The organism is Variovorax sp. 01N425 (assembly GCF_056399465.1).
Genome location: NZ_JBFTRJ010000007.1, coordinates 285,325 through 306,621, shown reverse-complemented (window position 1 = coordinate 306,621; position 21,297 = coordinate 285,325). Strand labels below are relative to the sequence as shown.

Sequence of the window (21,297 nt, the reverse complement as noted above, 5' to 3'; positions counted from 1 at the left end):
CCGCTTTTTCACTCAATTCCATGCCCATCTACGCCTACAAGTGCAGCGCCTGCGGCTTCGCCAAGGACGCCCTGCAGAAAATGTCCGATGCACCCCTCACGGTGTGTCCGGCGTGCGGCGCTAGTGCATTCGAGAAGCAAGTCACCGCCGCCGGTTTCCAGCTCAAGGGTTCCGGCTGGTACGTGACCGATTTCCGCGATGGCGGCGGCAAGAAGGCCGAGCCTGCGGGCGCCGCCAAGAACGGCGACGCCGCAGCCGCGCCGGCCGCCAGCACCGCGGAAGCTTCCAGCCCAGCGCCCGCCGCCGTCCCCGCCCCCAGCCCGGCCCCCGCGCCGGTTGCTGCTGCCAAGAGCGACTGAGAAGCCATCCATGCTCGCCCTGCGCAAATGGCTGTTCTCCGGCTTGCTGGTGATCGTTCCGCTGTTCATCACCCTGGCGGTGCTGAAGTGGATCATCGACACGCTGGACCAGACGCTCTGGGTGCTGCCCTCGGTCTGGCAGAAATGGCTGTACGACAACAACGTGCGCGGGCTCGGCGTGCTGCTCACGCTGGCCATCCTGCTGGGCGTGGGCGCCATTGCGAGCAATTTCGTGGGCAAGCGCCTGCTCGGATGGGGCGACGCCGTGGTGCGGCGCATTCCCGTCGTGCGCTCGATCTACTCCAGCGTCAAGCAGGTGTCCGATACGCTGTTCTCCGAGAACGGCAACGCCTTCCGCACGGCGGTGCTGGTGCAGTGGCCGCGCGAGGGAGTCTGGACCATCGCCTTCGTGACCGGCACGCCGGGCAGCGAGGTCATTGGCCACCTGGGCGGCGGCGACTACCTGGGTGTCTACGTGCCGACCACGCCCAACCCCACGGGCGGTTATTTCGTGATGCTCAGGCGCAGCGACTGCATCGAACTCAAGATGAGCGTGGACGAAGCGCTCAAGTACATCGTCTCGATGGGAGTGGTCGTCCCCGGCGGCCCGTCCTCCCTCGCGAACAAGTAAAAAAACGCGCCCCCGCGGCGCCGGAATCCAAGATATGGCCATGCGTACTCACTATTGCGGTCTCGTGACCGAAGCCCTGATGGGCCAAACCGTCACCCTGTGCGGCTGGGTCAACCGCCGCCGCGACCATGGCGGCGTGATCTTCATCGACGTGCGCGACCGCGAAGGCTACGTGCAGGTGGTGTGCGACCCCGACCGCGCCGCCACCTTCGCCGTGGCCGAGAACCTGCGCAACGAGTTCTGCGTGCAGGTCACCGGCCTGGTGCGCGCACGCCCCGAAGGCACCACCAACGACCAGCTCAAGAGCGGCAAGATCGAAGTGCTGTGCCATGAGCTCAAGGTGCTGAACCCCTCGGTCACGCCGCCGTTCCTGCTGGACGACGACAACCTCTCGGAAACCACGCGCCTCACGCACCGCGTGCTCGACCTGCGCCGCCCGGCCATGCAGCGCAACATGATGCTGCGCTACAAGGTCACGATGGAAACGCGCAAGTTCCTCGATGCCAACGGCTTCATCGACATCGAGACCCCGATGCTCGGCAAGTCCACGCCCGAAGGCGCGCGCGACTACCTCGTGCCCAGCCGCGTGCACGACGGCAGCTTCTTCGCGCTGCCGCAGTCGCCGCAGCTCTTCAAGCAGCTGCTGATGGTGGCCGGCTACGACCGCTACTACCAGATCGTGAAGTGCTTCCGCGACGAAGACCTGCGCGCCGACCGCCAGCCCGAATTCACGCAGATCGACATCGAGACCTCGTTCCTTGCCGAGGAAGAGATCCGCGAGATGTTCGAGGGCATGATCCGCAACGTGTTCCGCAACGCCGCGGGCATCGACCTGCCGGTGTTCCCGACCATGACGTACGGCGACGCGATGTTCAAGTACGGCTCGGACAAGCCCGACCTGCGCGTGAAGCTCGAGTTCACCGAGCTCACCGAACTCATGAAGCGCGTCGAGTTCAAGGTGTTCTCGAACGCCGCCACCATGCAGGGCGGCCGCGTGGTCGCGCTGCGCGTGCCGGGCGGTGGCGCCGAGGGCGGCCTTTCGCGCGGCGAGATCGACGCCTATCAGGAGTTCGTCAAGATCTACGGTGCCAAGGGCCTGGCCTACATCAAGGTCAACGATGCCGCGGCCGGCCGCGAGGGCCTGCAGAGCCCGATCGTCAAGAACCTCGACGATGCCTCGCTGGCCGAGATCATCGCCCGCACGGGTGCGCGCAACGGCGACATCCTGTTCTTCGGTGCCGACAAGGAAAAGATCGTCAACGACGCGATCGGTGCGCTGCGCGTGAAGATCGGCCACAGCGCCTTCGGCAAGAAGAGCGGCCTGTTCGACGACCGCTGGGCGCCGCTGTGGGTGGTCGACTTCCCGATGTTCGAATTCGACGAGGAAGGCCAGCGCTGGAGCGCCGTGCACCATCCGTTCACCGCGCCGAAGGACGGCCATGAAGACCTCATGGACACCGCGCCCGAGAAGTGCATTGCCAAGGCCTACGACATGGTGCTCAACGGCATCGAGATGGGCGGCGGCTCGGTGCGTATCCACCGCGAGGAAGTGCAGAGCAAGGTGTTCCGCGCGCTCAAGATCAGCGCCGAGGATGCGCAGCTCAAGTTCGGCTTCCTGCTCGACGCGCTGCAGTACGGCGCCCCGCCGCACGGCGGCATCGCCATCGGCCTGGACCGCCTGGTCATGCTCATGACCGGCGCCGAGTCGATCCGCGACGTGATCGCCTTCCCCAAGACCCAGCGCGCGCAGGACCTGCTCACGCAGGCGCCGAGCCCGGTCGACGAGAAGCAGTTGCGCGAGCTGCACATCCGGCTGCGCAACGTACAGCAACCTGCCTGATGCGCCCATGACCGCCAGCACTCGGCCCTGGAAGATTCCGGAGTCGGTGCTGGTCGTCATCCATACGCCGGCGCTCGAGGTGCTGCTGATCCGCCGCGCCGACGCCGAGGACTTCTGGCAGTCGGTCACCGGCAGCAAGGACCTGGCCGACGAGCCGCTGGCGCTCACCGCGGCGCGCGAAGTGGCCGAGGAAACCGGCATCCAGTGCGGGGAGGGCAGCCCGCTCGCATCGCAGCTGGTCGACTGGCAGCTGCGCAACGTCTACGAGATCTATCCGCGCTGGCGCGCGCGCTATGCGCCCGGCGTGACGCACAACACCGAGCACCTGTTCGGCCTGTGCGTGCCCGAGCGCGTGGTGCCCACGCTGGCACCGCACGAGCACACCCACTGGAAGTGGCTGCCCTACCGCGAGGCGGCCGATGCGTGCTTTTCCCCGTCGAACGCCGAAGCCATTCTGTTGCTGCCAGAATTTGTGCGATGAACCTGCCGGCATACAACCTCCGGGTGGCCACCTACAACATCCACAAGGGTGTGCAGGGCATCGGGTTGGCCCGGCGCCTGGAGATCCACAACCTGGGGCATGCCATCGAACAGCTCGATGCCGACATCGTCTGCCTGCAGGAAGTGCGCAAGATGAACCGGCAGGCCGCGCTTCGCTTCGAGCGCTGGCCCGAGCTTCCGCAGGCCGACTTCCTCGCGCCCGAGGGCTACACCGCCGTCTACGAAACCAACGCCATCACGCGCCACGGCGAGCACGGCAATGCGCTCCTGACCCGCTGGCCGGTCATCCGCACCGGCCACCAGGACATTTCCGACCACCGCTTCGAGCAGCGTGGCCTGCTGCACGTGGTCATCGAGGTGGAGGGGCGGCCGGTGCATGCCATCGTGGTGCACCTGGGGCTCATCAAGGGCAGCCGCGTGCGGCAGGTTGCGCGGCTGCGCGAGTTCATCGAGCGCGAGGTGCCGGCCGGCGAGGCGGTGGTGGTCGCGGGCGACTTCAACGACTGGGGCGCGCGCATGCGCTATGCCATGAACGCCATGGGCCTGCGCGACACCAGCGACCTGCGCGGGCCGCGAACGCTCACCTACCCCTCGCGGCTGCCGGTGGCGCAGCTCGATTTCGTCTACGGGCGCGAGCTCGAGCCGGTGGCCTGTTCGGTGCCGCGCGGCCCGATCTGGGCGCGCATGTCCGACCACCTGCCGCTGGTGGCCGATTTTGCGCTGGCATGAATGGCGCCGGCGCGGTGTTCCCCGCCGGCCCCGGCTGGAATGCGTTCGCTGATACCATGCGCGGATGCTGAGGAAAACCGACGTGGAACCGCGCCCTGACGGCAACAACGACGACGAGGGCACCCCCGTCTCGGTGAAGATCCGCGAGCGCCTGACCGCCGCGCGCAGGCGCTTCAATGCCAACGACAACATCGCCGAGTTCATCGAGCCCGGCGAACTCGAATCGCTGCTCGACGAGGTCGAGGTCAAGATGAAGGGCGTGCTCGAGAGCCTGGTGATCGACCTCGAGAACGACCACAACACCGGCAACACCGCGCGCCGCGTGGCCAAGATGTACCTGAACGAAGTGTTCAAGGGCCGCTACGTGGCGCCGCCCTCGCTCACCGAATTCCCGAACGCCGAGCACCTGAACGAGCTGATGATCGTCGGCCCGATCACCGTGCGCAGCGCCTGCTCGCACCACTTCTGCCCGATCATCGGCAAGCTGTGGATCGGCATCATGCCCAACGAGCACACCAACGTCATCGGCCTGTCGAAGTACGCGCGCCTGGCCGAATGGGTCATGGGCCGCCCGCAGATCCAGGAAGAAGCCGTGGTGCAGCTGGCCGACCTGATCCAGGAAAAGACGCAGCCCGACGGCCTTGCGCTCGTGATGGAAGCCGAGCATTTCTGCATGGCCTGGCGCGGCGTGAAGGAAATGGACAGCAAGATGATCAACTCCGTGATGCGCGGCGTGTTCCTCAAGGACCCGAGCCTGCGGCGCGAATTCCTTTCCCTCTTGCCAAGAAGGAGCTGATCATGCTGGTCCGACTTCTCTACGCCAGCCGCGCGGTCGATACCAGCCCCGAGGCCATCGAAGCCATCCTCTCGCAATCGCGCACGCACAACACGGCTTGCGGCATCACCGGCATTCTTTGCTATGGCGCGGGTACCTTCCTGCAGGCCATCGAGGGCGGACGCATGGCCATCAGCGAGCTCTACGGCCACATCCAGCGCGATGCGCGCCACAAGGACGTGGTGCTGCTGCACTACGAGGAAATCTCCGAGCGCCGCTTCGGCGGCTGGACCATGGGGCAGGTCAACCTCTCCAAGCTCAATGCTTCGACGCTGCTCAAGTATTCGGAAAAGCCCGAACTCAATCCGTACGCAGTGTCGGGCAAGGTCTCGCTCGCGCTGCTCGAAGAATTGATGGCCACCGCCGCCATCGTCGGGCGCCATTAAGGTACGTGGCCCCCACGCTCGGCACTTCGTGTCCTCGCTGCCCCCCGAGGGGGCCGCTCGCGCCTTGGGGCGGCCCGGCGGCGCTCGATCCCGCGTAGTTTGAGGTGCCGCTTTCCGCCTTCGCGCTGATCCTGCTCGCCGGGATCGTCCATGCCAGCTGGAACATCGCCGCCAAGAAGGCGAACGGCGATGCGCGCTTCGCATTCCAGAGCGGCGTGTTCATGGCCATCGTGTGGGCACCCGTGGGCATTGCGCTGGGCTGGCGCGTGGTGCCGGGCTGGGGCTTGCGGGAGTGGGGCTTCGTCGCCGTGAGCGGCGTGCTGCACGTCTTCTACTACGTCATCCTGCTGCGCGGCTACCGCAAGTCCGATCTCACGGTGGTCTATCCGCTGGCGCGCGGCTCGGGCCCGCTCTTGTCGTCGCTGGTGGCCATCCTGTTCCTGGGCGAGCGCATCAGCCTGGTGGGTGTGGCGGGCATCGCGGGGGTGGTGCTCGGCGTGTTCCTGGTGGCGGGCGGCCCGGGCTTGTGGCGCAAGACGCATGACCCTGCCCAGCGCGCGCGGGTGCACAAGGGCCTCCGCTATGGCGTGCTGACCGGCGCCTTCATTGCGGCCTACACGGTGGCCGACAGCTATGCGGTGAAGTTCCTGGCGATGTCGCCGATCCTGCTCGACTACTTCAGCAATTTCGTGCGCGTGGGCCTGCTGCTGCCCGCGGCACTGCACGACCGCGCCACCACCGTGCGGATGTGGCGCGCGCAGTGGAAGTACGCGCTGCTGGTGGCGGCGATCAGCCCGGTCTCCTACGTGCTGGTGCTCTACGCGGTGCAGCAGGCGCCCATTTCGCATGTCGCGCCGGCGCGCGAGGTCTCGATGCTGTTCGCCGCGCTGATCGGTGGCCATCTGCTGCGCGAGGGCGACCGCCTGCTGCGGCTGCTGGGGGCCGGCTTCATCGCGGCCGGCGTGGTGGCGCTCGCGCTGGGCTGAAGACGATGAGCCAGGCGCTGCTGTTCGGCTGCGATTTTTCCTGCGCACCCACGGCGCGCAAGCCGATCGTCGTGGCGAGCGGCCGCATCAGCAGCAATGCGGGCGAGCTGGTGCTGGCGCGGGCCTGCGGCGCTTCACGGCGCTCGATGCCTGGGCCGCGTGGCTGCGCAGCGAACCCGCATGGATCGGCGGCTTCGATTTTCCGTTCGGGCTTCCGCGCGAGCTGGTGAAGCATCTGCGCTGGCCTATGGAATGGAACGCGCTCATGAGCCACTATGCGGGCCTTGGCCGCGCCGAGATCCGGGCCACCTTCGCGGCCTTCTGCGCCGCCCGCCCGGCCGGCGGCAAGTTCGCGCACCGGGCAACCGACGGGCCGGCGGGTTCGAGCACGTCGATGAAATGGGTCAATCCGCCGGTGGCTTTCATGCTCCATGCGGGCGTGCCGCCGCTGCTGGAGGCGGGCGCGAGCCTGCCGGGGCTGCACGCCGGCAGCAACGGCCGCCGCGTGGCGCTCGAGGCCTATCCGGGGCTGCTCGCGCGCGAACTGATCGGCCGCCGCAGCTACAAGAGCGACGAATCCGCAAAGCAGACGCCCGAGCGGCTGGCCGCGCGCACCGACCTGCTCGCGGCGCTCGAAGCCGGCACCACGCGGCTCGGGCTGCGGCTGGCGCTCAGCGGCGCCCAGCGCGCCGAGCTGCTCGGCGACGCCCGCGGCGACCACATCGATGCGGTACTTTGCCTCGTACAGGCTGCCTGGGGCGCGCAGCGCGCTTCCACGCCCGGTCCGGGCTACGGCTTGCCGGAGCGGTTCGATCCGCTCGAAGGCTGGATCATCACGGCTTGACCCTTCCGTCCTACAGGGTTTCGCGCCGCCGGCCATCCCTGCCGGTTCGCTCCGAAAGCTAGAGTGAGCCGTGGCCCGTCCCTTCGGGCCACGCCTTTCCCTGCTCCCTGCGAGCGACTGGAGGATTCCCAATGAACAATATTCGCCGAACAACCATCGCCATGCCGTTTTCGCGCGCATGGCTCGCCGTGCTGCTGGCCGGCGCCGCGCTGACCCTCGCCGCCTGCGACAACGCGGGCAACCGCACCGCGGGCGAGAAGCTCGACAGCGCCATCGCAAAGACCGAGAAGGCGGCCGACACGGCCGCCGCCAAGACCGCGGAGGCCCTGAAGGAAGCGAAGGCGAAGATCGACGCCTCCGGCACCGCCGCCGAGGTGAAGGACGCCGCAAAGAACGCCGGCGCGGCCGTGAGTGCCACGGTGGACGATGCCGCGATCACCGCGTCGGTGTCCGCGGGCCTCGCCAAGGATCCGGACCTGAGCGCGATCAAGATCGACGTCGACACCAAGGGCGGCGTCGTGAGCCTGAAGGGCCCCGCGCCCACGGCCGCCGCCAAGGCGCGCGCCGAGGAGATCGCCAAGGGCGTGCAGGGCGTGACCTCGGTGAACAACCAGCTCGAGGTCAGAAGCTGACCGTTTCCCTTGCCCAGCAAAAAGCCCGGTTCGTCCGGGCTTTTTAATGGGAGAGAGGGCTGTTGCGGCCTCAGGAATCGCGCTCAGTGGCCGAGCCAGTCCTTGAGCTCGTCCGCGTGCTCTTCCTCGTCGGAAAGAATGTCTTCCAGCATGCGGCGGGTGGTCGGGTCCTTGTCGCCGATCAGCGCGATCATCTGCCGGTACGTTTCCACCGCGATGCGCTCGGCCACGAGATTGGCGCGCACCATGGCCTGCAGGTCGGTGGATTCGTCGTAGCTCGCGTGGCTGCGGTCGAGCAGGTGCGTCGGCGCGAAGTCCGGCTCCCCGCCCAGTTGGACGATGCGTTCCGCGATGCGGTCGGCATGGGCCGATTCCTGGTTGGCGTGCACCATGAATTCCTCGGCGATCTTGGGCGACGAGACGCCATTGGCGGTGAAATAGTGGCGCTTGTAGCGCAGCACGCAAACCAGTTCGGTGGCCAGCGCGTCGTTCAGAAGCTTGAGCACATCGTCGCGCCAGGGGCCGTAGCTCGGCGTGACCGCGCCTTCGTCGAGGCTCTTGGCGGCGGCGCCGATGGCCTGCTCGTCGAGCACGAGGCGCTGGTGTTGTGCCGCGCCCGTGGCGGTGGAAGCATTGGCATTCATGGAGAATCCTTTCGTGGGCTGGTGTTTTTCTGCATCAACGTGTTGACGACGTCAGCCACGTCCGATGTCTTGAGCACAGCCGCCAGCACCGCCGTGAAGGAGAGCAGGCGCCACGGCTTGGTCAGCACGATCACCGCCCCGGTGGCGGCCGCCAGCGCCATGAGCTTGGCGGGCTCCTTGCGGGCATAGTGTTCGAGCAAAGGGCGGGCGAGCTGGCCCACCGCATGGGCCGGATGGCGGCGCCACCAACGCTCGGTCATGCTGCGGGCCATCGAAACCCATTGGCTGCGGCCGCGCGCCGGCGAGGCTCGCCGGTGGTCCGCCGCTTCGCCGGCGGCATGCATTCCTTCCGGACGTTCCTGCGCGGTGCGGCGTTGGCCGCGGCCGCCGTCGTCCGCCGGCTCGTCCTCACCATTCAACTGCCTGACGAGCGCACGGCGCGAGATGGCCAGCCGCTCCTGCGGCGTCAGGAAGCTGCGCTCAGTGCCGTCCATGGTGAACTCCTGCTTCGTGCAGCGCCCGGAGGTCGGCGTCGACCTGGGCGCGCAGGTCGTCGAATCCATAGCCGGGGAAGGGCCGGACCGCCATCCAGGCGCAAATGGCGGCGATCACCAGCGCGACGCCGGGCACCGCCACCAGCACCCAGTGGAAGCTGCCGTGGAGCACGCCCATCAGCACGGCCACGCCGATGAGCCCGAGGGCCAGCAGGGCGCTGCCGACCGCCAGCACGCCGGCCACGATGCGGGCAACGATCCCGCGCCCCGCTTCCGAGGCCTCCTGTCTTACCAGTGCCGCGTAGTTGGCGGCGTGGTCGGCGATGAGTTCCGGATGCCCGAGCACCGTGGAAAAAATCGGATGAAGCATGGTGCGCGGAACGGGTGGAACTGCCTGCGTGCCTTCAGCGGATCAGATCAATAGTCGTCCCGGCGGTTGCGGCTGGCCAGCACGATGAGGGCGGTGATCGCGGCGCCGGCGGCGGCCGCAATCAGCACCGAGCGCACGGGCTGGTCGGAGATGTAGCGTCCGGTGACGTCGGCCGCCTGTTCCAGCCGGCGCTGTGCGCGCGCGCTGGTGGTGGAGGCGGCGTCGAGGCCGCGCTGCACGGCCTGCTGCACGCGTGCGGCCAGTTGTTCGACCGCGGGTTCCGCGTCGCGGCGCAATTCGCGGACCTTCTCGCCGGCCGCATTCACCGCGTTCTGTGCATAGGCCCGGGTCGTTTCCACCGCATCGTTGGCGGTCTGGCGGGCATCGTCGGCAAGTTGCGAGGGAGTCTTGGTCGTGTTCATGAATCTTTCCTTTCCGGGGAGATGAATTGCGGGAGCCTGTGGATCGTACCTACGCTACTTGCGTCGTAGCAAGCCGGCCAGGAAACTGGCGATGGCAAGCACGGCGAAGATCACGAAAAGGATCTTGGCGATCCCTACCGCGCTGGCCGCAATGCCACCGAAGCCGAACACGGCGGCGATCAGTGCGATGACCAGAAACACCACTGCGTAATACAACATGTGGACTCCTTCGAGGCTTCGCTCGTTGTTTGGAAATTGCGCGTCCAAGAGGAAATGAACGGCACGTGGCCAACCTTAAGTGGACCCCCCTGCGAGGGGCTGTCAGCGGCTGGGCGCGGGGAGCGTAGGAGATGGCCGAGTTCCTTGCGCGCCGATCCGTGCAGAAATACCGCAGGGGTGCCGGCAAGCGCTCAGAGCGTCTTCGCAATCGGCAGCATGGCGCTCACGCGGGTGCCGCGGCCCGGCGTCGACGAGATCGTGAGCCTGCCCCTGGCCGCCTCGACCCGGTGGCGCATGCCGGCCAGGCCGTGCGTCGACGGACGGATGCGCTGGGGGTCGAAGCCCTTGCCGTTGTCGGCCACTTCCACGACCGCGTGGTTCTCGTAGTTCTTCAGCACGATCGTCGCTTCGCTGGCCTCGGCGTACTTGCCGATGTTGGTCAGGCTCTCCTGCACCATGCGGTAGATCGTGAGCTGGCGCGATTCGTCCATGGCCACCGGTTCGAGCACCATCTGGACCTGGATGCCCGAGCGTTCGGCGAACTCGCGCCCGAGGATCTCGAGCGACGCGACCAGCCCGAGGTTCGACAGCGACGACGGCCGCAGGTCCTCGATGATGCGGCGCTTGAGCGCGATGCCGCTGTTGAGCAGCTCGGTCAGGTGCTGCAGCCGCTGGGTGGCGTCGGGCGCCTCCAGCAGCCGCGACTTGAGGCGTGCGACGTCCAGCTTGGCGGCGGTCAGCAGCGAGCCGAGCTCGTCGTGCAGCTCCCGCGCGAGATAGCCGCGCTCGGTTTCGCGCACGTCCTGCAGGTGCGTGGCCAGTTCGGCCAGCGATGCGGTGCGTTCGCGCACTTCGTCTTCGAGCGCATTGCGCTCGCGCTGCAGTGTTTCCTGCTGGCGCTCTCCGATGGAGCGCAGCGCGTGCGCCTGCCGCAGGTACAGGAAGAAGGCAAGGAACGCGGCAAGCGCGACGATGGCGGTGCCGATGCGCGCAAGCCGCAGCGACTTCATCACCTGGATCTGGCTCTGGTGCAGGGTCTGGTTGCTGATCTCCGCCAATTCGCCGGCGGCCTTGCGAATGGAATCCATTTCCTCGCGCCCCACGTCCGTCGTGATGACGAATTTCCAGGCCTCGTCCTTGCCGTCCTGCCGCAGCCGCACGCTCATGTCCATTTCAGCGATCTTGCGCAGCACATGCTTCGAAAGCTCCGCCAGCCGCGTACGCTCGGCCGGGCGTTCGGCGTACAGTTGGCGTAGCGCCGCAAGGTGGCCGTCGACCTGCTTGACTGCCGTGTCGTAGGGTTGCCGGTAGCTGGCTTCGCCGGTGAGGAGGTAGCCTCGCTGGCCGGTTTCGGCATCGAGCATGTTCTGCAGGATCTGGTTGAGCGTACCGCGCACCTTCAGCGCCGCGTCGATGTCTGCCAGGGCGCGGCTCGACTGGCGGTAGCCGGCCTCGTTGATCCCAACGAGGGCCAGCGCGGCCAGCGCCGCGAGCAGCAGGCTCACGGCCATTTTTGGAGGGGCTAGCCAATGCATGAAACTTTCGAAGGTGCTTTCAACACAAGTTCGTGAATAATTGACAACAAGCAGGGGACCGGCATGCTGCGGCTTGCGCAGGCGCGGCACAACGAAGAAAGTAACAGATGATCAAAATTGGAATTGTGGACGACCACGCCATCGTCAGATCTGGCCTCAGGCAGTTCTTCTCCGAACACGTCGATTTGCGCGTGGCCGGCGAAGCCGCCAGCGGGCGCGAGGCCATCGAGCTCGTGCGCACCACCGAACTCGACGTGCTGGTGATGGACCTTTCCATGCCGGGGCAGAGCGGCATCGACGCGCTCGCCATGATCCGCGCCAAGGCGCCGGACGTGGGCATCCTCATCCTGAGCGGCTATCCCGAAGAGCACTACGCGATGAATCTCATCCGCCAGGGTGCGAGCGGCTACCTCAACAAGGAATGCGATCCGATGGAGATCGTCAACGCCATTCGCACCATCTCGCTCGGCCGCCGCTACATCACGCCGGCCGTGGCGGAGCTGCTGGCACGCCAGCTCGACCGCAAGGACGATGCCGCGCCGCACGAGCAACTGTCGGAGCGCGAGTTCCAGGTGTTCCTGAAGCTCGCCAAGGGCGAGACCGCGGGCGACATCGCCAAGACGCTGTCGCTGTCGGTGAAGACCGTGAGCACCTACCGCACGCGCCTCATGGAGAAGATGAACCTGTCCTCCAACAGCGACCTCACGTACTACGCACTGAAGAACAAGCTGATCGATTGATGGAAGTAGCCGGCGGCCGCCGGCTACTTCTTCAACCGGTGCCGCCCGTGCCGCTCGTGGGGCGGTGAGCCACCGCCTCCAGGATGCAGAAGTCGACCAGCGCATCGATCTCGTTCGACTTGTCGAACACCGCATCCACGCCGAATTCGGCGCATCGCCGCCGGATGTCGGGCGTTGCATAGTTGCTGAGCACCACCACCTTCTGGTTCGCCCGGCGCGAGGTGCAGGCCTGCAGCACGCCCAGGCCGCTGCCCTGCTTGAGGAAAAGGTCGACCACCGCCAGGTCCCACTCCTCGCTGTGGTCGTGCAGCCATTGCCTCGCATGGGCCTCGGTTTCGGCAAAGCCGACCACCGTCGTGCAGGTGAGTTCTTCCAGGGTGCCAATGAGGTTTTCACGGATCGTGAGGTTGTCTTCGACGATGTAGGTCTGCAATCTTGTCTCCATGCCGAACCGCGCTTCCTCTGACGTTGGCAGGTGTCTTCGACGCCCCGCTGGCGAATGCCTGCACACCGAAATTTGTGGCGCCGCCGACGAGCATCATGCAAGTTTCGGAGGAAGGGTGTTGTAGGCGCGTTCTGACGAAAGGACCGGCGAGGCCCCCTCCGTAGGCAATGCCTCACGGTTTCTGCGGTCCATTGCCGACCCGCGGGGCGCCGCGGCCGATATATCCACTCGGCATGGCAACGAACGTCCTTCGCGACCGGCCGCTCTGGCTCAAGCTGCTTGCGGCTTTCGTGCTGCTGCTTGCCGCACTGGCGGTGCTGCTGGCGTTCTTTCCGTGGGACACCTTGCGCGGACCGGTCAACCGCTATGTCAGCGAGAAGACCGGGCGCAAGTTCGAGATCACGCGCCGGCTCGACGTGGGCATCGGCCTGCGCGGCGCCACCGTCAAGGCCGACGGCATCGAGTTTGCCAATCCGCCCTGGGCTCGCGAGCCCTACCTGGTGAAGGCCGAGCGCGCCGAGTTCGACATCCGGCTCTGGCCCCTCGTCTCGCGCAAGGTCGTGATCCCGCGCCTGGCGCTGTCCTCGCCCACGCTGGGCCTGCAGATCGAGCCGGACGGGCGCCGCACGTGGGCGCTCGGCAAGGACACCTCCGATGCCGGCACCGTGCCCGTCATCGGCCTGATGCAGGTCGACAGCGGCGCGGTCGACTTCCTGGCCACCCACCTGGGCGTCGACCTGCATGCGGACGTGAGCTACGACACCAGCCGGGGAACGCTCCCGCTCAGCTACCGCATCAAGGGCCGCTACAAGGGCCAGCCGCTGACGGCCGAGGGCCGCACCGGCAACGTGCTGCAGCTCAAGGCGGCCGGCCAGCCACCGTTCCCGCTGGAGGTCGATGCCGCGGCCGGCCAGACGCGGCTGAAGGCCTCGGGCACGGTGACCGACTTTGCCGACCTCGACGGCATCCAGGCCACGTTCGACCTCAAGGGCCAGACCCTTGGCGCGCTGTTCCCGCTGCTGGGCATCGCGCTGCCGGAAACCTCTCCCTATGCGCTGAGCGGCGACCTGCGCAAGCGCGGCAAGCTGTGGGAAGTGGCCGGGCTCAAGGGCCGGCTCGGCCTTTCCGACATTGCCGGCGACATGCGCTTCGACAAGGCCGGCCAGGTGCCGCACCTGGCGGGGGAGCTGCGCTCCAAGGTCATGGACATGGACGACCTGGGCCCGCTCATCGGCCTGCCGCCGACCGAACGCTCGGCCAAGGCGGTCGAGGGCGTCGCGCCGCCGCCCACCATCAAGGCGAAGCGCGCCCCGGGCGCCAAGGTGCTGCCCAGCGCCAAGCTCGACTTCGAGCGCCTGCGCGCCATGAACGCCGAGGTCAAGTACACGGCCGACCGCATCCGCAACGTGCGCGACGTGCCGCTCGACCGCGGCAGCGTGCAGGTCAAGCTGAACAACGGCGTGCTGACGCTCGATCCGCTCGACCTGGGCGTGGGCGGCGGCAAGCTGGCCGGCGCGATCCGCATCGACGGCGCGAAGGATCCGGCCGACATCCGCGCCTCGCTCGACCTGCGCGGCATGCAGCTCGCCCGGGTGTTTCCGAAGCTGGAGACCACGGGCAACAGCGTGGGCCGGCTCGACGGCCGCATCAACCTGTCGGGCGCCGGCAATTCCGTGGCCAACTGGCTCGGAGGCGCTTCCGGCGACGTCGCGGTGATTTCCGGGCGCGGCCAGTTCGGCAACCTGCTGCCGGTCTTCGCAACGCTCGTGGGGGGCGACATCATCAAGTTCCTGCTGCGCGGCGACCGCAACGTCGAGCTGCGCTGCGCGGCCATGGCCTTCGACGTGAACAAGGGGCTGATGACCGGGCGCACCCTCGTGCTGGACACGACCAATGCCGTGTTCTATGCCACCGGCCAGGCCAACCTCGCGACCGAAACGCTCGACTTCGTGGTCCGCCCGGAGCCCAAGAGCAAGAACATCCTCTCGCTGCGCACGCCGCTGGTCATCGGCGGCACTTTCGGTTCGCCAACGGGCGGCGTCAAGGTGGTCCCGCTGGCAGGGCGCGGCCTGGCGGCGCTCGCGCTGGGCACCGTCAACCCGCTGCTGGGGCTGGCCGCGACCATCGAGACCGGACCGGGGCAGGATTCGGACTGCAAGGGCGTGCTGTCGGAAGCGAATCGCCCGACCCCCGGGGCCCCCGCCAAGGGCGCCGCTCGGGCCAAGGGCGCCCGGCAGCCTTGAGAAGGGCGCTTCTTCAGGCCGGGCGCTGCGCGCACACGCTGCAGTGCGGATCGCGCGCGATCTTCAGCGTATCGAAGGCGGTGCGCCGGCCGTCGAACATCAGGAGCTTGCCTGCCAGCGAGGGCCCGATGCCCGCGAGCAGCTTCAGCGCTTCGCTGGCCTGCAGCGTGCCGATGGTGCCCACCACCGGGCCGAACACGCCAAGCACCGCGCAGCGCGTTTCCTCGAAGGCCGCGTCGGGCGGAAAGATGCAGGCATAGCAGGGCGAGGCCGCATCGCGCGTGTCGTACACGCTCAGCTGGCCGTCGAAGCGGATCGCGGCGCCCGCCACCAGCGGCTTGCCATGCGCCACGCAGGCGCGATTGACGGCGTGCCGCGTGGCAAAGTTGTCGCAGCAGTCGACCACCACGTCCGCGGCCGCGACCAGGCGCGAAAGCAGCGCCTCGTCGGCGCGCAGGGCGTGCGTCTCGATGGCAATGTCGGGGTTGATGGCGCGCATGGCCTCGGCGGCCGATTCGACCTTGAGCCGGCCCACGCGGTCGTTGGTATGGGCGACCTGGCGCTGCAGGTTGGTGAGATCGACCTCGTCGTCGTCCACAAGGGCAATGTGCCCGACGCCGGCGGCCGCGAGATACAGCGCAACCGGGGAGCCCAGGCCGCCCGCGCCGATCACCAGCGCGTGGCCGGCACCGACGCGCGCCTGGCCGTCGATGCCGAACTCCTCGAGAAGAATGTGCCGCGAATAGCGCAGCAGGTCGTGATCGTCCATGCGCGCCCCGGGCCGCCTTGGTGGCAGCGCGGCTTCAGTTTTCCTTCTTTTCTTCCTTGTTCTCGACGATGACCTGTGTCTTGCTCACGAGCACCGGCTGGCCCTTGAGGCGGTTGAGCGCCTGCACCAGCGGGAAGTCCTTGTCGGTGCCGAACTCGGGCACCTTGCGGTCCTGCGGCGGCTTCTTGGCTTCTTCCTCGAGGCGCTTGCGGGCTTCGTCGCGGGCCTTTTCGCGTTCCGGGTCCTTCGTTTCGGGGCCCTGGCCGCTGGCCAGGTGCTTTTCGAGGTCGGCCTCGCGCATGCGCAGGGCGGCAAACGGGCTGCCCTCGGCGCTTTCGTCGATCAGCACGTTGGGCACGATGCCCTTGGCCTGGATCGAGGTACCGCTCGGCGTGTAGTAGCGCGCCGTGGTGATCTTGAGGCCCGTGTCCGGTCCGAGCGGGCGCACCGTCTGCACCGAGCCCTTGCCGAAGGTCTGGCTGCCCATGATGGTGGCGCGCTTGTGGTCCTGCAGCGCGCCGGCCACGATCTCGCTCGCGGAGGCCGAGCCTTCGTTCACCAGCACCACCAGCGGCACGGTCTTGAGCGCCGCGGGCAGGTTGCGCAGCGGATCGCTGCCGGTGCGGCGCTGGTAGAACTCGGGCGCCGCCTTGTAGACGGACTTGCTCTCGGCCAGCTGGCCGTCGGTCGACACCACCGTGACGTTCTCGGGCAGGAAGGCGGCCGAGATGGCGACGGCCGCGTCGAGCAGGCCGCCCGGGTCGTTGCGCAGGTCGAGCACCAGGCCCTTGAGGTTGGGCTCTTCCTTGTAGATGTCCTCGACCTTCTTCACGAAGTCGTCGACCGTGCGTTCCTGGAACTGCGACAGCCGGATCCAGCCGTAGCCCGGCTCCATGACCTTGCCGCGCACCGACTGGGTACGGATTTCTTCGCGCGTGATCGTGACCGGGAAGGTGCGGCTCTCGTCCTTGCGGAAGATGGTCAGCAGCACCTTGGTGTTGGCCTCGCCGCGCATGCGCTTGACGGCCTCGTTGAGCGACAGGCCGCGCACGGCCGTGTCGTCGATCTTGGTGATCAGGTCGTTGGGCTTGAGGCCCGCGCGGAAGGCCGGCGAGCCCTCGATCGGCGACACCACCTTGATGAGCCCGTCTTCCTGGGAAATCTCGATGCCCACGCCGACGAAGCGGCCGGTGGTGCCTTCCCTGAATTCCTTGAAGGACTTCTTGTCGAAGTACTGGGAATGCGGGTCGAGCCCGGCCACCATCCCCGAGATGGCGTCGGAAATGAGCTTTTTCTCGTCGACCGGCTCGACATAGTCGCTCTTGACCATGCCGAACACCGCGGCGAGCTGCTGCAATTCCTCGAGCGGGAGCGGCGCGAGCGAGCCGCGTGCAACCGTCTGCAACGAGACGGTGGTCAAGACGCCGGCAACGGCGCCGGCGGCAACCCAGCCGGTAATCTTCAGTTTCTGACCCATCATGAGTGATTGTCCTTGTCGGCTGTCAAACCAATATACACAGCTTGGAAGCAAATTGCCTGCCGGGGTTCCACGGGGGAGCGCCGCCGAGGGGCTTTCTTTTTTCAGCCCTTGCCCTGCGAGGCCACCGCTGCGGCGGCCTTTTCGGCGGCCGCGGCGTCGCCGAGGTAGTAGTGCCGCAGCGGCTTGAGCTCGTCGTCGAGCTCGTAGACCAGCGGAATGCCGTTCGGGATGTTCAGGCCGACGATGGCGTCGTCGGAGATGCCGTCGAGGTACTTGACCAGCGCGCGGATCGAGTTGCCGTGCGCCGCCACCACCAGGCGGCGCCCGGTGCGGATGGCCGGCGCCATCGATTCGTTCCAGAACGGCAGCACGCGTGCCACCGTGTCCTTCAGGCATTCGGTCAGCGGGACCTGCTCGGGCGAAAGCTTGGCGTAGCGCACGTCGGAGCGCTCGCTGCGCGGGTCGTCGGCTTCCAGCGGCGGCGGCGGGGTGCCGTAGCTGCGGCGCCAGACCAGCACCTGCTCGTCGCCATACTTCTTGGCGGTTTCGGCCTTGTTGAGGCCCTGCAGGGCGCCGTAGTGGCGCTCGTTCAGGCGCCACGAATGCACCACGGGCAGCCAGGTGCGGTCGAGTTCGTCCAGCGTGTGCCAGAGCGTGCGGGTGGCGCGCTTGAGCACGCTGGTGTAGGCGACGTCGAAGTCGTAGCCCTCGGCCTTGAGCAGCCGGCCGGCCTGCTTGGCCTGCTCGATGCCGGTTTCGGTCAGGTCGACATCGGTCCAGCCGGTGAAGCGGTTTTCGAGATTCCAGGTCGATTCGCCGTGGCGGATCAGTACCAGTTTGTGCATGTGGGAAGCCTTTGGCAGCGCTTGGGAAAACCAGCATTCTAAAATCCCGGGTTTGCCATCCAAGGAACCCCCGTGAAATTGATCGAATTCGTCACCGCGAACTGGATGCTGATCCTGATCGCACTCAGCTCGGGTGGCATGCTGGCCTGGCCGCTCGTGCGCGGCGCCGGCGGCGGCACGCTCACGGCCCAGGGCGCGGTGCACCTCATCAACCGCGAACGCGCGGTGCTGGTCGACGTACGCGAACCCGAAGAGTTCGCCACCGGCCACATGATCGGCGCCAAGAACGTGCCCCTGAACCAGCTCGAGGAAAAACTGACCGGCGCGGTCAAGAACAAGGGCGTGCCGCTGCTGCTGGTGTGCGCCACCGGCGCCCGCGCCCAGCGCGCCGTGGCCATGGCCAAGAAACTGGGCTACGAGCAGGCCCAAGCGGTTTCCGGCGGCCTCAAGGCCTGGAAAGAGGCTAACCTGCCCGTTGAAAAAGCCTGAGGCTTCCCCAAGGTAAAGCGTATGCAAGCCGTCAAGATGTACACCACCGCCTTCTGCCCGTACTGCGTTCGCGCCAAGCAGATCCTCAAGTCCAAGGGTGTCGAGGAGATCGAAGAAATTCGCATCGACAGCGATCCCGCGGCCCGCAGCACCATGATGGAGATCACCCAGCGCCGCACGGTGCCGCAGATCTTCATCGGCGACACCCACGTGGGCGGCTGCGACGACCTGGTGGCGCTGGACGGCCGCGGCGGCCTGGTGCCCCTGCTCCAAGGCGCCTGACACACAAAGCAGCCGGGCGTCGCGAAAGTGGTCCGGCCGCGGGGCGATAATCGCCTGCTCATTCATCTGCAGCCCGCTGCGGGAAGCTCTCCCCGGCGGGCATTGTTTTGATCCTCGAAAGTTCAGCCATGGCCGACCAGCAAGCCCAAGATCCCGTTTTCCAGATCCAGCGCGTCTACCTCAAGGACCTGTCGCTCGAACAGCCCAATTCGCCCGCCATCCTGCTCGAGCAGGAGCAGCCCACAGTCGACATCCAGCTCGGCGTGGACGCCCAGCCGGTGGCCGAAGGCATCTTCGAGATCACCGTGTCGGCCACCGTGCAGACCAAGATCCAGGACAAGACCGTGTTCCTGGTCGAAGCCAAGCAGGCCGGCATCTTCGAGATCCGCAACCTGCCCGAAGACCAGATGGGCCCGATCCTGGGCATCGCCTGCCCGCAGATCGTCTATCCCTACCTGCGCGGCAACGTGGCCGATGTGATCCAGCGCGGCGGCTTCCCGCCCGTGCACCTGGCGGAAATCAACTTCCAGGCGATGTACGAGCAGCAGCAGGCGCAGGCCGCCGGCCAGCCCTCGCCGATCGTCACGCAGTAAAGCCGGCACAGCGCCGCAACGCCGATGAAGATCTGCGTTCATGGCGCCGGTGCCTGGGGCACGGCGCTGGCTGTCAATGCGGCGGGCCGCCACGAGGTCACGCTCTGGGCGCGCGATGCGGCCCAGGCCGAGGCCATTGCCAAGGCGCGCGAAAACGTCCGCTACCTGCCCGGCCTGGCGCTGCCGCCCGCACTCACGGTGCGCGCCGGCGACCTGCACCAGGCCCGGGCGGGCGCCGAACTGGTCGTGGTGGCCACGCCCATGGCCGCGCTGCGCCAGCAGCTCATCGCTTTGCGCGGCACGACCGCGCCGGTCGCGTGGCTGTGCAAGGGCGTCGAACCCGCGCTCGATGCTTCGTCTCCCACCTCCTACGGCCTGCTGGCCCACGAAATCTGGGGGCAGGTCGCGCCTGAACTGATGGCCGGCGTGCTCAGCGGCCCGAGCTTTGCGCAGGAAGTCGCCGAGGGCCGCCCGACGGCGCTGGTGGCCGCAAGCCCCCATGCCGCGGTGCGCGACGCGCTGGTCGAGGCCTTCCACGGCCCGGCCCTGCGCGTCTATGCCAATGACGACATCGTGGGCGTGGAGGTCGGCGGTGCCGTCAAGAACGTGCTGGCCATTGCCACTGGCCTCTGCGACGGCCTGGCGCTGGGGCTCAATGCGCGCGCGGCGCTCATCACGCGGGGCCTGGCCGAAATGACGCGCTTCGGGCTGGCGCTCGGCGCGCGCGCCGAAACCTTCATGGGCCTTTCCGGCCTGGGCGACCTGGTGCTCACGGCCACCGGCGACCTTTCTCGCAACCGCAAGGTGGGCCTGCTGCTGGCCCAGGGCCACACGCTGGCGCAGGCCGTCGCTTCGCTGGGGCATGTCGCCGAAGGCGTCTATTGCGCACGCACCGTGGTGCAGCGTGCGCGCGGCCTGGGCGTGGAAATGCCCATCTCCGAAGGCGTGGTCGCGCTGCTCGACGGCCGGCTGAGCCCGCAGGAGGCGGTGGCCTCGCTGACCGGCCGCGATCCGGTGCCCGAGTCGGTGCGGCCCTAGAGGCGTCCGGGCCGTGTGCCATGACCATGAACTACACACAAGACTGAAGAGACAAGACAGCCATGAGCCCTCGCTTTGATTTTTCGGCGCCGGCCGTGGCCGCGCTGGCCCAGGCCGACGCCGCCCGCGCCCTGCAGGAAGACGTGGCGGACGGCGACCTGACCGCCTCGCTGGTCGACCCCGGCCGCCGCGCCCATGCCCGCGTGCTGGCGCGCGAGGCGGCCGTGCTCTGCGGCGCGCCCTGGGTCGAAGCCACCGTGCGGCAGCTCGATCCGCAGGCCCGCATCCGCTGGCTGTGCGGCGAGGGCGAGCGCTGCGCGGCCGACCAGACCGTGCTGGAGATCGAGGGCACGGCGCGCGCACTGCTCACGGCCGAGCGCACCGCGCTCAACTTTCTTCAGCTGCTGAGCGCGGTCGCCACCAAGACGGCGCTTTATGCCGACGCCGTGTGCGGCACGCGCGCGAGCATCGTCGACACCCGCAAGACGCTGCCGGGCCTGCGCCTTGCTCAGAAGTACGCGGTGCGCACGGGCGGCGGCGTGAACCACCGCATCGGCCTTTACGACGCGGTGCTCATCAAGGAAAACCACATTGCCGCGGCCGGCGGCGTGGCCGCGGCGCTGCGTGCGGTGGCGCCGGCGGCGCAGCGCGCGGCCTTCGTCGAGGTCGAGGTCGAAACCCTGGCGCAGCTGCGCGAGGCGCTGGAGGCGGGCGCGCGCATGGTGCTGCTCGACAACATGGACCTGCCGACGCTGCGCGAGGCCGTCCACATCAACGCCGAAGCCGGCGAGGACCGCAAGGCCGTGCTCGAAATCTCGGGCGGCGTGACGCTCGAGGGCCTGCGCACGCTGGCCGACACCGGCGTGGACCGCATCTCCGTCGGTGCGCTCACCAAGGACGTGAAGGCCATCGACTTCTCGATGCGTTTCCAGGAAGGCTGAGCGTG

Annotated in this window: 26 protein-coding genes and 1 pseudogene; 17 read left to right on the top strand and 10 right to left on the bottom strand. The window is 67.7% G+C overall.

Annotated elements, in window-relative coordinates:
- Positions 1-20 precede the first annotated feature (20 nt).
- The 10 genes and pseudogenes from AC1DSC_RS15215 (at position 21) to AC1DSC_RS15170 (ending at position 7,743) form a co-directional block, all read left to right on the top strand.
- Complete coding sequence (locus AC1DSC_RS15215) at positions 21-359, top strand: FmdB family zinc ribbon protein (protein ID WP_015866898.1); 339 nt, start codon at positions 21-23, stop codon at positions 357-359.
- Positions 360-369: 10 nt separating this feature from the next.
- Positions 370-990, top strand: coding sequence for a DUF502 domain-containing protein (locus tag AC1DSC_RS15210; protein ID WP_015866897.1), 621 nt, complete (start codon positions 370-372; stop codon positions 988-990).
- A gap of 34 nt (positions 991-1,024) precedes the next feature.
- Positions 1,025-2,830 carry an aspartate--tRNA ligase gene (gene aspS, locus AC1DSC_RS15205; protein ID WP_015866896.1) on the top strand — a complete coding sequence of 602 codons (1,806 nt, stop codon included), beginning with the start codon at positions 1,025-1,027 and terminating at the stop codon, positions 2,828-2,830.
- Positions 2,831-2,837: 7 nt separating this feature from the next.
- The gene (gene nudB / locus AC1DSC_RS15200) at positions 2,838-3,311 is read left to right on the top strand and encodes a dihydroneopterin triphosphate diphosphatase (RefSeq protein WP_369663413.1); all 474 of its coding nucleotides are present in this window, start codon (positions 2,838-2,840) and stop codon (positions 3,309-3,311) included.
- Positions 3,308-4,060 carry an endonuclease/exonuclease/phosphatase family protein gene (locus AC1DSC_RS15195; protein ID WP_369663412.1) on the top strand — a complete coding sequence of 251 codons (753 nt, stop codon included), beginning with the start codon at positions 3,308-3,310 and terminating at the stop codon, positions 4,058-4,060. The genes nudB and AC1DSC_RS15195 overlap by 4 nt, the downstream gene beginning before the upstream one ends.
- 64 nt (positions 4,061-4,124) lie before the next feature.
- Positions 4,125-4,856: a GTP cyclohydrolase I gene (gene folE / locus AC1DSC_RS15190; protein WP_015866893.1), complete on the top strand. Its 732-nt coding sequence runs from the start codon at positions 4,125-4,127 to the stop codon at positions 4,854-4,856.
- Between the two features lie 2 nt (positions 4,857-4,858).
- A complete protein-coding gene (locus AC1DSC_RS15185) occupies positions 4,859-5,281 on the top strand; it encodes a BLUF domain-containing protein (protein ID WP_015866892.1) in 423 nt (140 codons plus the stop codon).
- 104 nt (positions 5,282-5,385) lie between these two features.
- The gene (locus tag AC1DSC_RS15180) at positions 5,386-6,267 is read left to right on the top strand and encodes an EamA family transporter (RefSeq protein WP_369663411.1); all 882 of its coding nucleotides are present in this window, start codon (positions 5,386-5,388) and stop codon (positions 6,265-6,267) included.
- Positions 6,268-6,272: 5 nt separating this feature from the next.
- Positions 6,273-7,111 (top strand): annotated as a pseudogene (locus AC1DSC_RS15175) (DUF429 domain-containing protein).
- Positions 7,112-7,242: 131 nt separating this feature from the next.
- Complete coding sequence (locus AC1DSC_RS15170) at positions 7,243-7,743, top strand: BON domain-containing protein (RefSeq protein ID WP_018906411.1); 501 nt, start codon at positions 7,243-7,245, stop codon at positions 7,741-7,743.
- A gap of 83 nt (positions 7,744-7,826) precedes the next feature.
- Here AC1DSC_RS15170 and AC1DSC_RS15165 read toward each other — a convergent pair whose 3' ends face one another.
- From AC1DSC_RS15165 to AC1DSC_RS15140, 6 genes are all read right to left on the bottom strand, one after another.
- Positions 7,827-8,387: a ferritin-like domain-containing protein gene (locus AC1DSC_RS15165; protein ID WP_015866888.1), complete on the bottom strand. Its 561-nt coding sequence runs from the start codon at positions 8,385-8,387 to the stop codon at positions 7,827-7,829.
- Positions 8,384-8,881 (bottom strand): hypothetical protein, encoded by a 498-nt coding sequence (locus AC1DSC_RS15160; RefSeq protein WP_369663410.1) that lies wholly within the window; start codon positions 8,879-8,881, stop codon positions 8,384-8,386. The genes AC1DSC_RS15165 and AC1DSC_RS15160 overlap by 4 nt, the downstream gene beginning before the upstream one ends.
- The gene (locus AC1DSC_RS15155; protein ID WP_369663409.1) at positions 8,868-9,251 is read right to left on the bottom strand and encodes a TMEM134/230 family protein; all 384 of its coding nucleotides are present in this window, start codon (positions 9,249-9,251) and stop codon (positions 8,868-8,870) included. Before AC1DSC_RS15155 ends, AC1DSC_RS15160 begins: the two co-directional genes overlap by 14 nt.
- Before the next feature lie 47 nt (positions 9,252-9,298).
- Positions 9,299-9,673 (bottom strand): hypothetical protein, encoded by a 375-nt coding sequence (locus tag AC1DSC_RS15150; RefSeq protein WP_015866885.1) that lies wholly within the window; start codon positions 9,671-9,673, stop codon positions 9,299-9,301.
- A 54-nt stretch (positions 9,674-9,727) separates the two neighbouring features.
- Entirely contained in the window at positions 9,728-9,892 is a 165-nt protein-coding gene (locus tag AC1DSC_RS15145; RefSeq protein WP_015866884.1) for a DUF1328 domain-containing protein, read from the bottom strand.
- 191 nt (positions 9,893-10,083) lie between these two features.
- On the bottom strand, positions 10,084-11,403 hold the full coding sequence (locus AC1DSC_RS15140) for a CHASE3 domain-containing protein (RefSeq protein ID WP_015866883.1): 1,320 nt from the start codon (positions 11,401-11,403) through the stop codon (positions 10,084-10,086).
- A gap of 131 nt (positions 11,404-11,534) precedes the next feature.
- On the opposite strand from AC1DSC_RS15140, the gene AC1DSC_RS15135 reads away from it, so the two are divergent.
- Entirely contained in the window at positions 11,535-12,167 is a 633-nt protein-coding gene (locus tag AC1DSC_RS15135; protein WP_015866882.1) for a response regulator, read from the top strand.
- Positions 12,168-12,198: 31 nt separating this feature from the next.
- On the opposite strand, the gene AC1DSC_RS15130 is transcribed toward AC1DSC_RS15135, so the two are convergent.
- The gene (locus AC1DSC_RS15130; protein ID WP_015866881.1) at positions 12,199-12,612 is read right to left on the bottom strand and encodes a response regulator; all 414 of its coding nucleotides are present in this window, start codon (positions 12,610-12,612) and stop codon (positions 12,199-12,201) included.
- A gap of 233 nt (positions 12,613-12,845) precedes the next feature.
- Between AC1DSC_RS15130 and AC1DSC_RS15125 the strand changes: the two genes are divergently transcribed.
- Positions 12,846-14,855, top strand: coding sequence for an AsmA family protein (locus AC1DSC_RS15125; RefSeq protein WP_018906414.1), 2,010 nt, complete (start codon positions 12,846-12,848; stop codon positions 14,853-14,855).
- Between the two features lie 13 nt (positions 14,856-14,868).
- Here AC1DSC_RS15125 and AC1DSC_RS15120 read toward each other — a convergent pair whose 3' ends face one another.
- The 3 genes from AC1DSC_RS15120 to gpmA form a co-directional block, all read right to left on the bottom strand.
- Entirely contained in the window at positions 14,869-15,624 is a 756-nt protein-coding gene (locus tag AC1DSC_RS15120; protein WP_018906415.1) for a HesA/MoeB/ThiF family protein, read from the bottom strand.
- 34 nt (positions 15,625-15,658) lie between these two features.
- Positions 15,659-17,101, bottom strand: a complete 1,443-nt coding sequence (locus tag AC1DSC_RS15115) for a S41 family peptidase (protein WP_026284207.1) — start codon at positions 17,099-17,101, stop codon at positions 15,659-15,661.
- Between the two features lie 104 nt (positions 17,102-17,205).
- Positions 17,206-17,949: a 2,3-diphosphoglycerate-dependent phosphoglycerate mutase gene (gene gpmA / locus AC1DSC_RS15110; protein ID WP_015866877.1), complete on the bottom strand. Its 744-nt coding sequence runs from the start codon at positions 17,947-17,949 to the stop codon at positions 17,206-17,208.
- A gap of 105 nt (positions 17,950-18,054) precedes the next feature.
- Between gpmA and AC1DSC_RS15105 the strand changes: the two genes are divergently transcribed.
- The 5 genes from AC1DSC_RS15105 (at position 18,055) to nadC (ending at position 21,292) form a co-directional block, all read left to right on the top strand.
- A complete protein-coding gene (locus AC1DSC_RS15105) occupies positions 18,055-18,438 on the top strand; it encodes a rhodanese-like domain-containing protein (RefSeq protein ID WP_370880715.1) in 384 nt (127 codons plus the stop codon).
- A gap of 21 nt (positions 18,439-18,459) precedes the next feature.
- The gene (gene grxC / locus AC1DSC_RS15100; RefSeq protein ID WP_015866875.1) at positions 18,460-18,720 is read left to right on the top strand and encodes a glutaredoxin 3; all 261 of its coding nucleotides are present in this window, start codon (positions 18,460-18,462) and stop codon (positions 18,718-18,720) included.
- A gap of 128 nt (positions 18,721-18,848) precedes the next feature.
- Positions 18,849-19,313 carry a protein-export chaperone SecB gene (secB, locus tag AC1DSC_RS15095; protein WP_015866874.1) on the top strand — a complete coding sequence of 155 codons (465 nt, stop codon included), beginning with the start codon at positions 18,849-18,851 and terminating at the stop codon, positions 19,311-19,313.
- 24 nt (positions 19,314-19,337) lie between these two features.
- On the top strand, positions 19,338-20,351 hold the full coding sequence (locus tag AC1DSC_RS15090) for an NAD(P)H-dependent glycerol-3-phosphate dehydrogenase (RefSeq protein ID WP_369663408.1): 1,014 nt from the start codon (positions 19,338-19,340) through the stop codon (positions 20,349-20,351).
- A gap of 62 nt (positions 20,352-20,413) precedes the next feature.
- The gene (gene nadC / locus AC1DSC_RS15085; RefSeq protein ID WP_369663407.1) at positions 20,414-21,292 is read left to right on the top strand and encodes a carboxylating nicotinate-nucleotide diphosphorylase; all 879 of its coding nucleotides are present in this window, start codon (positions 20,414-20,416) and stop codon (positions 21,290-21,292) included.
- Positions 21,293-21,297 lie beyond the last annotated feature (5 nt).